9 protein-coding genes are annotated in these 14205 nt (G+C 45.0%); 2 read left to right on the top strand and 7 right to left on the bottom strand.

Annotated features, from left to right (window positions below):
- Positions 1-437: 437 nt before the first annotated feature.
- The 7 genes from FC85_RS12200 to sufC form a co-directional block, all read right to left on the bottom strand.
- Complete coding sequence (locus tag FC85_RS12200; RefSeq protein WP_225427573.1) at positions 438-1724, bottom strand: NRAMP family divalent metal transporter; 1287 nt, start codon at positions 1722-1724, stop codon at positions 438-440.
- Entirely contained in the window at positions 1721-2041 is a 321-nt protein-coding gene (locus FC85_RS12195; protein ID WP_057865814.1) for a metal-sulfur cluster assembly factor, read from the bottom strand. The genes FC85_RS12200 and FC85_RS12195 overlap by 4 nt, the downstream gene beginning before the upstream one ends.
- 448 nt (positions 2042-2489) lie before the next feature.
- Positions 2490-3893, bottom strand: a complete 1404-nt coding sequence (gene sufB, locus FC85_RS12190; RefSeq protein ID WP_057865813.1) for a Fe-S cluster assembly protein SufB — start codon at positions 3891-3893, stop codon at positions 2490-2492.
- Positions 3886-4341, bottom strand: coding sequence for a Fe-S cluster assembly sulfur transfer protein SufU (gene sufU / locus FC85_RS12185; RefSeq protein WP_057865812.1), 456 nt, complete (start codon positions 4339-4341; stop codon positions 3886-3888). The genes sufB and sufU overlap by 8 nt, the downstream gene beginning before the upstream one ends.
- Positions 4328-5566, bottom strand: coding sequence for a cysteine desulfurase (locus tag FC85_RS12180; protein WP_057865811.1), 1239 nt, complete (start codon positions 5564-5566; stop codon positions 4328-4330). The genes sufU and FC85_RS12180 overlap by 14 nt, the downstream gene beginning before the upstream one ends.
- On the bottom strand, positions 5547-6839 hold the full coding sequence (gene sufD, locus FC85_RS12175) for a Fe-S cluster assembly protein SufD (RefSeq protein WP_057865810.1): 1293 nt from the start codon (positions 6837-6839) through the stop codon (positions 5547-5549). Before sufD ends, FC85_RS12180 begins: the two co-directional genes overlap by 20 nt.
- 1 nt (position 6840) lies before the next feature.
- Positions 6841-7659, bottom strand: coding sequence for a Fe-S cluster assembly ATPase SufC (gene sufC, locus FC85_RS12170; protein ID WP_057865809.1), 819 nt, complete (start codon positions 7657-7659; stop codon positions 6841-6843).
- 524 nt (positions 7660-8183) lie between these two features.
- Between sufC and gltB the strand changes: the two genes are divergently transcribed.
- Complete coding sequence (gene gltB / locus FC85_RS12165; protein WP_057865808.1) at positions 8184-12644, top strand: glutamate synthase large subunit; 4461 nt, start codon at positions 8184-8186, stop codon at positions 12642-12644.
- A gap of 5 nt (positions 12645-12649) precedes the next feature.
- A complete protein-coding gene (locus FC85_RS12160; protein WP_057865807.1) occupies positions 12650-14086 on the top strand; it encodes a glutamate synthase subunit beta in 1437 nt (478 codons plus the stop codon).
- Positions 14087-14205 lie beyond the last annotated feature (119 nt).

Below are 14205 nucleotides of genomic sequence, written 5' to 3'. Positions count from 1 at the left end.
TTTGATAACATTTGCTGTTCATTGGATGTCCAACTCTAAAAGATGGCAAAATAAATATGATCAATAACGCAAACGCAGAACTCGTTATGCCTGTATGATCAATCTGGGCCAAAAGATAAACGCCACCTCCAACTATAATTAGTGAGATTAACCACGAAACAAACATTATCCTTTTTTTCAGTTTCATCATAAATCACACCCCAACTTAATAACATTTCTATTTCAAAGTATAGTCCAATTTTTACCCATATTTTTGGAGTAATCTGACTTTTGGACTATATTTCCTTATTTCAACTTATAAAACTAAAGCGGTTGGGACAAATGTCCGAAAAAAAGCATTTTCAAAAAGATCCTTTCAACCAGTTCATAGAAAAGCTGATTGACAGGATCTTTATTTTGAATTGAGATGAAATTTTTGACTTATGTCCCAGCTACTTTCAACTGCTACATTCACCATAACCCTGTCGTTGGCCCCACCATATACAGACCAAACGCCATACCACTAAGCAAAGACTTGTCACCAAGTACTTATAAAATCCATGCATTTGATACTTCTTCGGCAGCGCCTTCGCTTCCAGCATCAGCAGCAATCCCAACACAATCGGCAACAATAACGCATTCATTACTTCAACAGCCACTGCCATTGCAACTAATTGAACATTTGCCAATACAAGGACAGCACCAACAATATGTGCTAAACAATAAATGATGTAAAAGCCCATGTTTTTCCTATCGAACGGTTCATTTAAACTATGTTTCCAGTTTAAAACTTCGGTAATTCCCCATGTTCCGGCTAATGCAACCACTAATGCTGCCACTAACGAACCACCTAACAGGCTGACACCAACTAATAATTTAGAATTGAAAACACCCATAAATGGGCTCAAGGCAGATGCCAAATCACCGACCGTGTTAAGCGGTGCGTGATTGCCGTGGCTGCCAACTGTCGCTGCAAAAACGACCACAAAGAGGATCATAATGCCTTGGGTCATAAACGTACCAACTAACGTATCATGTTTCTCTTTTTTAATTGAATCAGTCGTTAACTGTTTATCAACTACGGCACTCTGTTGGTAAAAAATCATCCACGGCATAACGACCGCTCCAACATTTGCCGCAACCAAATATATGTATGAAGAATGTTGCCACGGAACCGTGAATAGACCTTGGATCATGTCAGAGGTGTTGGGATGGATTAGGAAAACTGCTCCAATAAAAGCCAGTTCAGCCAAGCCAATAATAACGCCGGCCCGTTCTGTCCGCCGATAACTGCCGCTAAAAGCAATCCCAATCAGTAAAACCGTTGCAATTGGAATCGTAATCCATTTAGAAATGCCAAACAATTCACCAACGCCGGCGACCCCGACAAACTCGGTCAATAACGCGCCAATTGATGAAACGGCTAACGTTCCGGCCGATAACCAAGCCCAACCTTTACCAAAATTCTCCCGGATAAGCTCACCATGACCTTTACCAGTCACAATTCCCAGGCGAACAGTCATTTCTTGAGCCATATATAAAATAGGGATCAGCAGAACTTGGGGTAATACCATTGCGTAACCCCACTGAGCACCAGACTGTGCCGCTGTAATTAAACAACCCGCATCAGTATCAGCCAGCATCACAATTAACCCAGGTCCCCAGATTTTTAACCAATGGCCCACTTTTTCAGCAATGTTTGAATTAGTAGCTGCCGGATCCATCAAAAGCTCTTTTTCTTTCATACGCCAAGCTCCAATCTCGCTTCTCGGGACATTTTATCAATCGACCATGCTGGTTCCCACACCAAATTAATTTTAACTTTGTCAACCTGATCAAATCCCATTAATTCTTCATTGATCGCTTCATATAGATAATCGGTCAGTGGGCATCCCGCGATTGTTAATGTCATCGTCACTGTACATAATCCTTGATCGTCTAGTTCAACGTTATAAATCAATCCCAAATTAACAATATCGACCGCCAATTCTGGATCGACCACATTTTCCAATGCCATCATGGCTTGTTCTTTGAAGGCGCGTTGTTCAGCCATTTTGATCATTTCCTTTCTCTTAGCGTGACTGATAGTTATACAATTTATGAAACAGTTTCTGCTCAATCAAAAACTGTGAAGGACGGCAGATCCCGGCCATATAAACACCCTAGGCCCAATATTTTAACCCGGAATATTTTTTTATCCCTGCTACCTAGCTGAAACGTGTGAAAGAAGGCAGATCCCGGCCATATAAGGCAGTTAAGCCTACTATTCAGAACCGGAATTTATCACTGCTATCTAGCCGAAACGTGTGCCAACAAGCAGATCCCGGCCATATAAGGCAGTTAAGCCTACTATTCAGAACCGGAATTTATCACTGCTATCTAGCTGAAACGTGTGCCAACAAGCAGATCCCGGCCATATAAGCACCCTAAACCCAATATTCAAACCCGAAATATTGGGTTTAGGGTGCTTATATTCTGGGATCTAACCGCTTGTTGGCGCACTCTGTCTACTATCCAATGCTCCCCTCCATCTCAAAGCTAATCAACCGGTTCAATTCCACCGCATACTCCATTGGCAACTCCTTTGTAAAAGGTTCCACAAAGCTCATAATAATCATTTCCGTTGCCTTGGCCTCCGGGATTCCCCTGCTCATTAGATAATAGAGTTGCTCCTCAGAAATTTTTGAAACCTTTGCCTCATGCTCCATCGAAACGTTATTATTCAAAATTTCATTATACGGAATTGTATCGCTGGACGATTGGTCATCCATAATAATCGTGTCACATTCCACATGCGCAAATGAACCATCCGAATGACGACCGAATTTAATCTTGCCACGGTAATCCACCGCCCCACCGTCCTTGGCAATTGATTTTGAAATAACAGACGAAGACGTATTTGGCGCGTTATGAATCATTTGAGCACCCGTATCCGAATCAATATTCTTTCCGGCCACCGCGATCGACAGCATCGTTCCCCGGGCGCCCTCACCGTTCAAATAAACAGAGGGGTATTTCATCGTAATTTTAGACCCCAAATTACCATCGACCCATTCCATAATGGCACCTTCCAAAGCTTGGGCACGTTTAGTTTCCAAGCTATAAACATTGTTGGACCAATTTTGAATGGTGGTATACCGACAATACGCGTGAGGCAATACATTTACCTCAACGACCGCCGCGTGCAAACTATCACTCTTGTAGGTTGGCGCGGTACATCCCTCAACGTATTCCACATGAGCCCCTTCATCGACAATAATTAAAGTACGTTCAAATTGGCCAGACTTTTCAGCATTTAGCCGGAAATAGGCCTGAATTGGCGTGGTAACCGTGACCCCCTTTGGAACATAAATAAAAGTCCCACCAGACCAAACCGCCGAATTTAGCGCGGCATATTTATTATTAGTCGGCTTAACTAATTTACCAAACCACTTTTTAAATAGTTTAGGATACTTCTGCAGCGCCGTATCCGTATCCGTAAAGATAATTCCCAGCTTTTCGAATTGGTCCATCATATTGTGATAAACCACTTCCGATTCATACTGGGCGGAAGAACCGGCTAAATACTTTCTTTCGGCTTCTGGGACCCCTAATCGATCAAAAGTGGTCTTAATTTTCTCTGGAACATCATCCCAGTCCCGATACTTTTTATCGGTTGCCTTTTGGTAATAGGTCATATTATCCAGATCCAATTTGGTTAGGTCGGGGCCAAAATCCGGCTCGGCCATCTTTAAATAAGTCCGATAAGCTGCTAGTCGGTAATCCAGCATCCATTTAGGTTCATGCTTTTCGGCAGAAATTTCACGAACGATCGCCTCTGTTAAGCCTTTACCGGTCGAATAAACCGGCTTGACATCATCATGAAAACCATATTCATAATCAGTATCCTTAACAATTTCTGAAACATCAGTCATGATTGCCAACTCCTTTCTGGGCAAGTAGATTATCCAACGCGTGCCAAGCCAGTGCCGCACATTTGATTCGGGTCGGAAATTCCGCAACGGAACCAACCAAGACGGCATCCCCAAGCTGCTCTTCGAGTTGCTCACTAATTGGTTGTCCCGTAATTAAATGCGAGAATGCCAGAATTAATTGTCGGGCCTGATCAACCGGCTGGTGAATTAAAACTGTCGTCATCAAACTCGCCGAAGCTTGTGAAATCGTGCAGCCGGTTCCGGAAAATGTCACGTCGGCAATTTGGTTATCTCGGATCAACACACTCACGTTGATCACATCACCACAAGTCGGATTCCTTAATGTCAGTGTTCCGGACGCTTTGGTTAAATCGCCGTGGTGCCGGGGATTCTGGGCATGGTCCAAAATAACCTCCCGATATAACTGATTTAATTTAGCTAATCCCATCGGCGAAAAACTCCTTTACTGCTTGAATACCACTAACTAATCTATCGGCATCTTCAAACGTATTGTAAAAATAAAAGCTTGCTCGGGCAGTCGCGTTAACGTTTAAATAGGTCATTAATGGCTGTGCACAATGGTGGCCGGCCCGAACCGCGATGCCTTCCATATCCAACCCGGTTGCCAAATCATGTGGATGTAGCCCATCCAGATTAAACGCAATCACGCCGGTATGCTGATTGGGATCGTGAGGGCCATAAACCGTCAGACCTTCAATTTTCAACAGTCTTGGCAACGTTGCTGCCACTAATTCATGTTCATAGGCTTGGATGTTAGCCATCCCCAATTGATTTAAGTAATCAATCGCACTACCCAGGGCAATTGCACCGCTAATATTGGGTGTCCCGGCCTCAAACTTCCAAGGCAATTGCTTCCATGAGGCAGTTTGATGGTGAACAAAATCGATCATCTCACCGCCAAATTGAGCCGGTGCCATGGCATTTAATAACTCTTCCTTGCCATATAGAACGCCAATCCCGGTTGGTGCCAGTAGTTTATGCCCGGAAAAAGCATAAAAATCCACATCAAGATCTTGGACATCGACTTTCATATGTGGTGCAGCCTGAGCGCCGTCAGCAATCATATAAGCACCGTGCTGATGGGCCAATCGGGCTAACTGCTTAATGGGATTTACCACCCCAACCACATTTGCGGCATGGGCAATTGAAACAATTTTTGTCTTATCAGTAATTTGCTTGCGGGCACTATCCATATCCAGCTGACCGTCCGGCGTTAAATCAATATATTTCAAGACAGCGTGTTGCTTCTGCGCCACCTGCTGCCAAGGAACAATATTACTGTGATGTTCCAACTGGGAAATCACAATTTCATCGCCTTCCCGGACAACCTGATTACCAAAACTGGCGGCAATCCAATTTAAACTTTCGGTCGTTGATCGCGTGTAGATAATTGATTTTCGACTAGCTGCATTAATAAACTCAGCCACCTTATCGCGCGCCGCCTCATAGCTTTCAGTTGCGCGTTCTGCCAACGTGTGCACGCCACGATGAACATTTGCATTATCAGTTTCGTAATAGTGCATGATCGCATTTAGAACTTGCATTGGTTTTTGGGTTGTCGCGGCGTTATCCAGATAAACCAGCGGTTCATCATTTACCTGTTGGTCTAAAATCGGGAAATCATCCCTTGAATTATTCAGTCCCCTGTCCATTTGCAAGCTTCCTTTCAATCATATCAACTAACTGACTTCGAACCTCAGCGACTGGAATATCACGCAGAACAACGCCGAGAAAGCCTCGAGCAACCAACCGCTGCGCCATTTCCTTTGTCAACCCGCGACTCATCAAATAATATAACTGGTCTTGGTTAATTCGACCAACACTGGCAGCATGGCCGGCAATCACGTCATTTTCGTCAATCAGCAAAATTGGGTTGGCATCACCCCGGGCTTTGGGGGATAGCATCAATACCCGATTCTCCTGTTGCGCCTTCGCGCCATGGGCACCCTTGATAATCTTGCCAATACCGTTAAAAACCAATGCTGATTTTCCAAGCAAAATCCCACGTTGCAGGATATTACCCTCGGAATGACGACCATAATTGGTCACCTGCGTGTCAATGCCCTGAGTTTGTTGATCCGTTGAAATGGCCACAGTCTGCATTTCCGTATGGGAACCGTTACCAACTAAATTAGAATCAAAATCGGCAATCGTATTACCATCGTTCATCACACCGACTGCCCAATCAATGCGGGCATCATTTGCTAAATAACCACGCCGATTAATGTAAGCGTGCGTTTGTTTCGCAAACGAATCCAACGCTGAAAATTTGACGTAACTGCCGGCCTCGGCAACGATCTCTACCATAGTATGAGCTGGATTGGCAACCTCACCAACTGTCTGGGATCGCTGAAGAACTTTAAACCGACTGTTTGCTCCAGCAACAATTAACGTGTGATTCACAAAATTCGTTGACTGTCGGCTATCTTGAACTTGCAGTAAATTGATTGGTTCAGTAACTTCTACATTTGCCGGAACGTAAAGAAATGCACCGCCATTAACCAACGCGGCGTTAATGGCCGTTAGTCGATTCTCATCAAACTGAATGGCTTGCTTGAAAAAGTAATTGGCTACCAGGTCACTATGCTGACGGATCGCTGTCTGCAAATCGCACAAGATCACGCCCTTCGCCATCAAATCCTCATCTAGAGCAATCTTTGCAACCACTTGGCCAACACTGGCAAATTGATAACTTGCCAGCTGGGACTGCACACTTTCGGGAACTGTGACGTTAACCACTGATTCCGAAGCAAAATCCAACAGTGGCCAGTGATGATAATTAATCTTTGCAAAAATTGGCATCGGAAGCGTTGCGATTTTCTGCCAGGCTTGTTGACGAAGATCGCTTAACCATCTTGGTTCATTAGCCAGTTTAGCATTTTCCAATAGGGCTGGATTCATCGTCAACGTCATTGATTTAACCATCTTATCGACCCCCGTTTCCGGTAGTCACATCCTCATCAACCAAATCAACATCCAACCCAAGTTCATCGCGCAAACCAGCGTATCCCTTGGCTTCGAGTTCCGTTGCCAGCGTTGCATCCCCAGTCTTAACAATTCGACCACCCATCATGACATGAACCTGATCGGGGTGAATGTAGTTAAGCAGCCGTTGATAGTGGGTAATCATCAGAACGCCAAAATCCGGGCTCTGCATTTGATTAACGCCTTTGGCCACCACTTGTAACGCATCAATATCCAAACCAGAATCGATTTCATCCAAAATAGCAAATTTCGGCTTAATCATCATCAATTGAAGAATTTCATTTCGCTTTTTTTCACCGCCAGAGAATCCTTCATTTAAGTAGCGTTCGGCCATATCATCCGACATATTAAGGACTTCAAGGTTCTTATCCAGCTCTTTTAAGAATGCCCGAACTGAAATTGGATCATCCGCCGGTCGGGTTGCGTTTACCGCTGCCCGCATAAATTCCATGTTGGTAATGCCTTTGATTTCTGCTGGATACTGCATGGCTAAAAACAACCCGGCCCGAGCCCGAGCGTCAACAGTTTTTCCAAGCAGGCTGACACCGTCCAGCATGATATTGCCTTGGGTGACCTGATAATGGGGATTTCCCATAATGGTTTCCGACAAGGTTGATTTACCGGTTCCGTTGGGGCCCATGATTGCGTGAGTTTCCCCGGTATTCATGGTTAAATTTACCCCTTTAAGAATTTCCTTGCTCGTTTTGGCCTCTTCATCAGTTACGCTGACGTGTAGGTCCGTTACTTTTAAAGTTGCCATAATGTTCGTTCCTTTCTGATGGTGACGTTCTAACAATCATTCATCACTGGAAGACACAATCCTTACAAGCTGATCAGTAAAACCAAATATCAGCCGGTTGGCTTCCAGAACACTCTAAAAAATTATTTTTACTTTACCCCCATTAACATCACGATGCAATGGCAAACTCTAATAATATAAGAAAACTTCTTAGGAAAATTCAGGATATCGACTAAATCATAACGTTCAACCAATCTTAACAAAACAATCGACAATCCCCTTAACAAAAGGAAAACTATAAAATAGACCAAAATCGTTTTTTGATTTTCCAGTCGGATATTTATTCATAATTTTTTCAATTATTAAAATCAATAAAAATATTTCCTAATACCTTGTTTCATCCAGAAAATTCAACCAATTTTGATTAGCTTCTCCTGCTTTTCCCTGAAAAAAATACAAAAAAACATTGCTTTGTCACAAAATGAGAATATCATGATAAATATATTTGCCTTTTTTAATCTAAACTTTTGAAAGTAGGTGACCTCATGAGTCATTTAGCACACTCAGAAAAATTAATGTATGATCCTAAATTTGAACACGACGCTTGTGGAATGGGCTTTATCACTCAGGTTGACGGCCAACCAAGCCACGAACTTGTTGAAAAGGCCCTGACGATGTTACAACGAATGAACCATCGTGGTGGAACTGGTGCTGAGCCGGATACCGGTGATGGTGCAGGAATTTTAATGGCAATGCCGGATGCCTTCTTTCGCAATGAACTGGCTAAAAATGACATTTCATTACCTAAAGCCGGTGATTACGCGGTAGCTCAATTATTCCTGCCACATGAACCGGATAAAAAGGCAGCGATGTTAAAAGCCGTCACAGAACGAATTGAAGCAGCTGGATTTACCGTCCTTTTTTGCCGATCGGTTCCCTTTGTTTACGAAAGTTGTGGCCCAGCCGCTCAAAAATCAATGCCGGGCTTTGTCCAAGTCATTTTACAGCGGTCTGTTGACATGCAATCCGGTCAGGATTTTGAAGATCGGTTGTATGAACTCCGCCGTTCTTTAGAAAAAACGTTCGATCGACAAGCCATGTATATTTGCTCATTATCCAGCCGAACGCTGATTTACAAGGGTATGCTACACGCTTATCAGGTTGCCCACTTCTATCCGGACTTACATGATCCCGAAATGAAGAGCGCCATTTGTTTAATCCATTCCCGATTTTCAACCAACACATTTCCAAGCTGGGATCGGGCCCAACCGTTCAGATTTCTCGCTCATAACGGCGAAATTAATACGCTAAAGGGTGCTGAAAATTGGATGACCAGTCATCAAATCGAAATTTATGATGAAGACGACTCCGACTCGGCCAAGCTGGAAAACTGCATGGAGTATCTGTACCGTCATGGCCGCAGCATCCCACAATCATTAATGATGATGATTCCCGAGGCATCCGGTAAGGGCACCGACATGCCTGACAACCAGCGGGCCTTTGATGAATACAATACGTCATTTATGGCACCATGGGACGGCCCGGCAGCACTCTGTTTTACCGACGGGATCCAAGTTGGCGCTTTTCTGGATCGAAACGGCTTGCGGCCTTCCCGTTACACGTTAACCAAAAATAATCAATTGGTCGTCGCTTCAGAATCGGGCGTGGTCGACATCGCTCCCCAAGATATTGTTGATAAGGGCATTCTAGCCCCGGCGGAAATGCTGCTGGTTGATACCAGTAACGGTCATATTTATAAGTCAGCTGATTTAAAACATCAATATGCCAAAGCCCATCCGTATCAACAATGGCTCGCTGCTAATCGGCTCACTTTAGATCATTTGCCAGATGTCAAGCCGGAAGAAAAAGTTGCCGGTGATCAATTGGAAAAGCTTTGGCGGCGAAATGGTTATACTCACGAAGTCATTGAAACAGCCTTAATCCCGATGGCTGAAAATGGTGGTGAACCAGTCGTGGCAATGGGATTTGATTCCCCACTAGCCGTCTTAAGTCATAAATCAGAATCCCTTTTTACTTACTTTAAACAGTCCTTTGCTCAAGTTACCAATCCGCCAATTGATCCTTTACGTGAAAAGATCGTCATTAGCACGACCCTATTCCTCGGCCGGGATGCTGATGTCACCAAAGATGTTGCTAAAAACTGTCAAAAACTAAAGATCAGCAGTCCCATTCTTGATGATCAGCAGTATGCAAAAATAACAAGTTTGGACTTACCCGCTCTCAAGGTTGTCAAACTTTCATTAGCCTATGAATTGACAGAAACGCCGGACCGACTCGCTCACGTTCTCGAACGGTTATTTAAACAAGCTGAAAATGCGATCGACGATGGCGCAACAATTTTAATTCTATCCGATCGGCCAGTAACCAAAAATCAGATGACAATTCCCGTTCTTTTGGCAGTTGCCGGCCTTAATAACTACTTGGTTCGCCAAGGAAAGGGAACCGACGCCTCAATTGTGGTTGATACTGCCGAAGCGTGTGAAATTCACCATTTTGCCTGCCTGGTTGGTTATGGCGCAGCTGCCATTCATCCCTATGGTGCTTTTGCAACCCTTACAGAACGCGGCTATGGCAAACAACTTGACAGCTATTGCAAAGCTTCCACCAAAGGCATTATCAAAATTATGAGCCGGATGGGGATTTCGACAGTCGCCGGTTATAAGGGTGCCCAACTGTTTGAAGCCGTTGGTTTGGCTGATAACGTCATTAACCAGTATTTCACTGGCACACCAAGCCGAATCGAGGGAATTAACCTCAATCAAATTGAAGCCGAATACGAACAAAAATATCAGTCGGCCTATGGTAATCATGCCATTGATGACCTTCAATCCGGTGGTAGTTTCCAATACAAAGTTGACGGTGAACATCACCTATATAATCCAAAATCAATTTATCAATTCCAAAAGGCTGTCCGCGTTGGCAGCTACCATGACTATCAAAAATACGCCGCCCAAATGAATCAGGAGGCATCTGAAAATCCGGTTACCCTTCGCTCAATGTGGGACATCAAGGCGACGGGCAAACAACCGGTTCCTTTGAGTGAAGTCGAGCCGGTCAGTACCATCGTCAAGCGGTTTAAAGCCGGCGCGATGAGCTTTGGTGCTCTTTCGCAAGAAGCCCACGAAACGATTGCGATCGCGATGAACAAACTTGGCGCCCGCAGCAACACTGGTGAGGGTGGCGAGGACCGGCGACGGTTTAAAGTCGGGGCCGACGGTTTGGATCGCAATAGCAAAATCAAACAGGTCTCGACAGCCCGCTTTGGCGTCAACACGGAATACTTGATGAGCGCCGAAGAAATTCAAATTAAAATGGCCCAAGGTGCCAAGCCTGGTGAAGGCGGTCAGCTGCCAGCCGGGAAGGCTTATCCGTGGGTTGCCAGTATCCGAGGTTCAATTGCCGGGGTTCAATTAATTTCACCACCGCCTCATCATGATATTTACTCAATTGAGGATTTAGCCCAACTTATTTATGATCTCAAGCAGGTCAATCCGTATGCCAAAATTAACGTCAAACTAGTATCATCGACAGGTGTGGGAACCGTCGCCGCAGGTGTGGTTAAGGCTGGGGCAAATACGGTTGTCATCGCCGGCTACGATGGCGGAACCGGTGCGGCACCCCGAAATTCAACCCGAGATTGTGGCCTACCTTGGGAAATGGGCTTGGCAGATGCGCACCAAACATTGGCCCTCAATCACTTACGACAACGAACAACTCTGGAAGTTGACGGCAAACTGCTAACCGGCCGGGATATTGCGGTAGCCATCATGCTCGGTGCTGAAGAATTTAGTTTTGGCACCCTAACGATGGTCTCAATTGGCTGCATCATGATGCGGAAATGTAACCTAAACACTTGCCCAGTTGGCATCACCAGCCAAAATCCGGCATTACGGAAACTATATGCGGGCAAGCCCGACTATATCATCAATATGATGCATTTCTTAGCTCAGGATTTGCGTGAACAAATGGCCGCTTTGGGTTACCGGACAATCGACGAAATGGTTGGTCATGGTGAGCACCTCCAACCACGATATGTACCGGCAGGTAAGGCTAAAACCCTGAACTACGACCGAATTATCAATAAAACCATTCCAATTGAGCGAAAAGTCACCAATCCATTTAAGCCAAAATACAACTGGCCGGATCTTGACCAGTTCGCCAAAACAAGCTTGCAAAACGGTAATTCAACAACTGTCAGCCTGCCGATCAATAACACCATGCGGGCAGTCGGTACCAGAATGGGCGGTTGGATTGGGGCTCACTTTGGCAACTACGGCCTTAAACCCGGTGCGATGAAATTTCACTATCGTGGGACAGCCGGCCAAAGCTTTGGCGCCTTTATTACTCAAGGAATGGAAATCCAATTAGTCGGTGAAGCAAACGATTACGTTGGTAAAGGATTATCAGGTGGTCGATTAATCGTCACATCGCCTCGCCAGGCCAGAGTCTTATATACGCACTCACCAATTATCGGTAACGTTGCCTGTTTTGGTGCCACCGGTGGTGAAGCCTACTTCAATGGTCGCGCAGGTGAACGTTTCTGTGTCCGTAACTCAGGTGCCAAGGTCGTTGTTGAAGGTATTGGTAACAATGGCTGCGAATACATGACCGGCGGTGTCGCGGTTATTCTAGGCCGGACAGGTCGCAACTTCGCAGCCGGCATGTCTGGTGGGGTTGCCTACGTTTATGACTGGACCCATGACTTCAGGCAAAAATGTAATGAAGAACTGGTCGACCTCTACAAACTGGGAGAAACTGGCGATGACAGCATCCTAAAGGATCTGCTTAAAAAACATTACGACTACACCCATTCGGAAACTGCCAAAGAAATCCTGGATAACTGGGACAGTGAAAAACAAAAGTTTGTTAAAGTCTATCCACGCGATTTCCATAAGATGCGAGATCTGATCGCTAAATACACGCAACCGGGAATCGATAAAGAGGCTGTTATTGAAAAAGCATTTTATACCGCAACAAAGGAGTGAGCAAAATGGCAGACCCAAAAGGTTTTTTAAAATATCCACGTAAAGACAATCCAATGCGGCCAATTATGCAGCGGATTAAAGATTTCAACGTGATGGAATTGAATTTAGGCGATACTGATCGCCGTCAGCAAGCGGCCCGCTGTATGAATTGCGGGATTCCCTTCTGTCATCACGGCATTTTTTATAGCGGCGGCCGGGCAGTCAGTGGCTGCCCCAATGACAACTTGATTCCCGAGTGGAATGATCTGGTCTATCAGCAACGGGATCAACAGGCCTTTGAACGACTTACCAAAACCAATTATTTACCGGAAATGACGGGTCGTGTATGCCCAGCTCCCTGTGAAGTTTCCTGTGTTCAAGCGTTAAATGGCCCCGGGATCACAATTCGTAACAATGAAAAGTTCATTATCGAGCAGGCGTTCAAAAACGGTTGGGTCGTTGACTCAGGCAAACCACTCCATCGAACCGGTAAAAAGATTGCTGTTATCGGCAGTGGTCCGGCCGGCATTTCAGCTGCTTGGCGACTTAATCAGCTTGGCCACTCCGTTACCATTTTCGAGCGGGACGACCGATTCGGCGGATTACTCATGTACGGCATTCCCAACATGAAACTGCCTAAGGAAATTGTTGAACGCCGGATCAATACCCTACGAAAAGTCGGCATTGAATTAGTTGCCAACACCGAGGTGGGCACCGATATTTCAGCTGCAGATCTGAAAGAACAATTTGATCGAATTGTTATCTGTACGGGAGCCCGTCAAGCCCGTGACATCGACGTTTCTGGCCGTCAATTAGATGGTATTTATCAAGCCGTTGATTATTTAAGACTGGCAACCCAATCAGTTATTAATGACGGCGTTCATGCAACAACTAAACTAAAGGGCAAACACGTTTTGGTTCTCGGTGGTGGTGATACGGGAAATGACTGCATCGGCACTGTGATTCGTCAGGGATGTGCCGGGATTACCCAGTTGGAAATCAATCCCGCCCTACCTCATGAACGACGCCCAGAGAATCAGTGGCCGGAATGGCCAATGGTTCAAAAGAATGGTTACGGTCAAAAAGAGGCCCGCACTTTATTTGGTGACGTCACCACGTATGATGCCACCGCAACGGCCTTCTTTGGCAAAAACGGTCACGTCCAGGAAGCCGAAATGAGCACAGTTGACCACTACAAGCCAATTGCCGGCACTCAAAAACAAATTAAGGCTGATCTGGTCCTTTTAGCCATGGGATTTACCGGTGCAGAGCAGTGGTTGTTTGACGAATTTGGCGTGATAAAAAAGGCTCACAGTTACGCAACCAATGACGGCCAAATTTTCCTGGCGGGCGATTGTCGCCGTGGCCAAAGTTTAGTGATTTGGGGAATCCATGAAGGCAGGATGTGTGCTGAAAAAGTTGACGCTTCTCTGAAAATATTAGCAAATACTGAAACAATTTGAAAAAAGTTTTGAAAGCTAAAAACGCAATGGGGTTAGCTACTTACGGCGATTCGAATGATTATTCATGTTACCTTTAATGACAAGTAACGTTGTATTTTACTAAATATTAAATTATAATA

Origin of the sequence: Lentilactobacillus diolivorans DSM 14421, from assembly GCF_001434255.1 — a bacterium.
Lineage (GTDB): Bacteria > Bacillota > Bacilli > Lactobacillales > Lactobacillaceae > Lentilactobacillus > Lentilactobacillus diolivorans.
Note: the sequence above shows the minus strand (reverse complement) of the source record. Positions and strands in the feature narration are given on the sequence as shown.

Excerpts from the sequence above, each read along its gene's own strand:
- FC85_RS12200 (WP_225427573.1), bottom strand. The coding sequence starts at position 1,724 with ATGAAAGAAAAAGAGCTTTTGATGGATCCGGCAGCTACTAATTCAAAC.
- FC85_RS12195 (WP_057865814.1), bottom strand. The coding sequence starts at position 2,041 with ATGATCAAAATGGCTGAACAACGCGCCTTCAAAGAACAAGCCATGATG.
- sufB (WP_057865813.1), bottom strand. The coding sequence starts at position 3,893 with ATGACTGATGTTTCAGAAATTGTTAAGGATACTGATTATGAATATGGT.
- sufU (WP_057865812.1), bottom strand. The coding sequence starts at position 4,341 with ATGGGATTAGCTAAATTAAATCAGTTATATCGGGAGGTTATTTTGGAC.
- FC85_RS12180 (WP_057865811.1), bottom strand. The coding sequence starts at position 5,566 with ATGGACAGGGGACTGAATAATTCAAGGGATGATTTCCCGATTTTAGAC.
- sufD (WP_057865810.1), bottom strand. The coding sequence starts at position 6,839 with ATGGTTAAATCAATGACGTTGACGATGAATCCAGCCCTATTGGAAAAT.
- sufC (WP_057865809.1), bottom strand. The coding sequence starts at position 7,659 with ATGGCAACTTTAAAAGTAACGGACCTACACGTCAGCGTAACTGATGAA.
- gltB (WP_057865808.1), top strand. The coding sequence starts at position 8,184 with ATGAGTCATTTAGCACACTCAGAAAAATTAATGTATGATCCTAAATTT.
- FC85_RS12160 (WP_057865807.1), top strand. The coding sequence starts at position 12,650 with ATGGCAGACCCAAAAGGTTTTTTAAAATATCCACGTAAAGACAATCCA.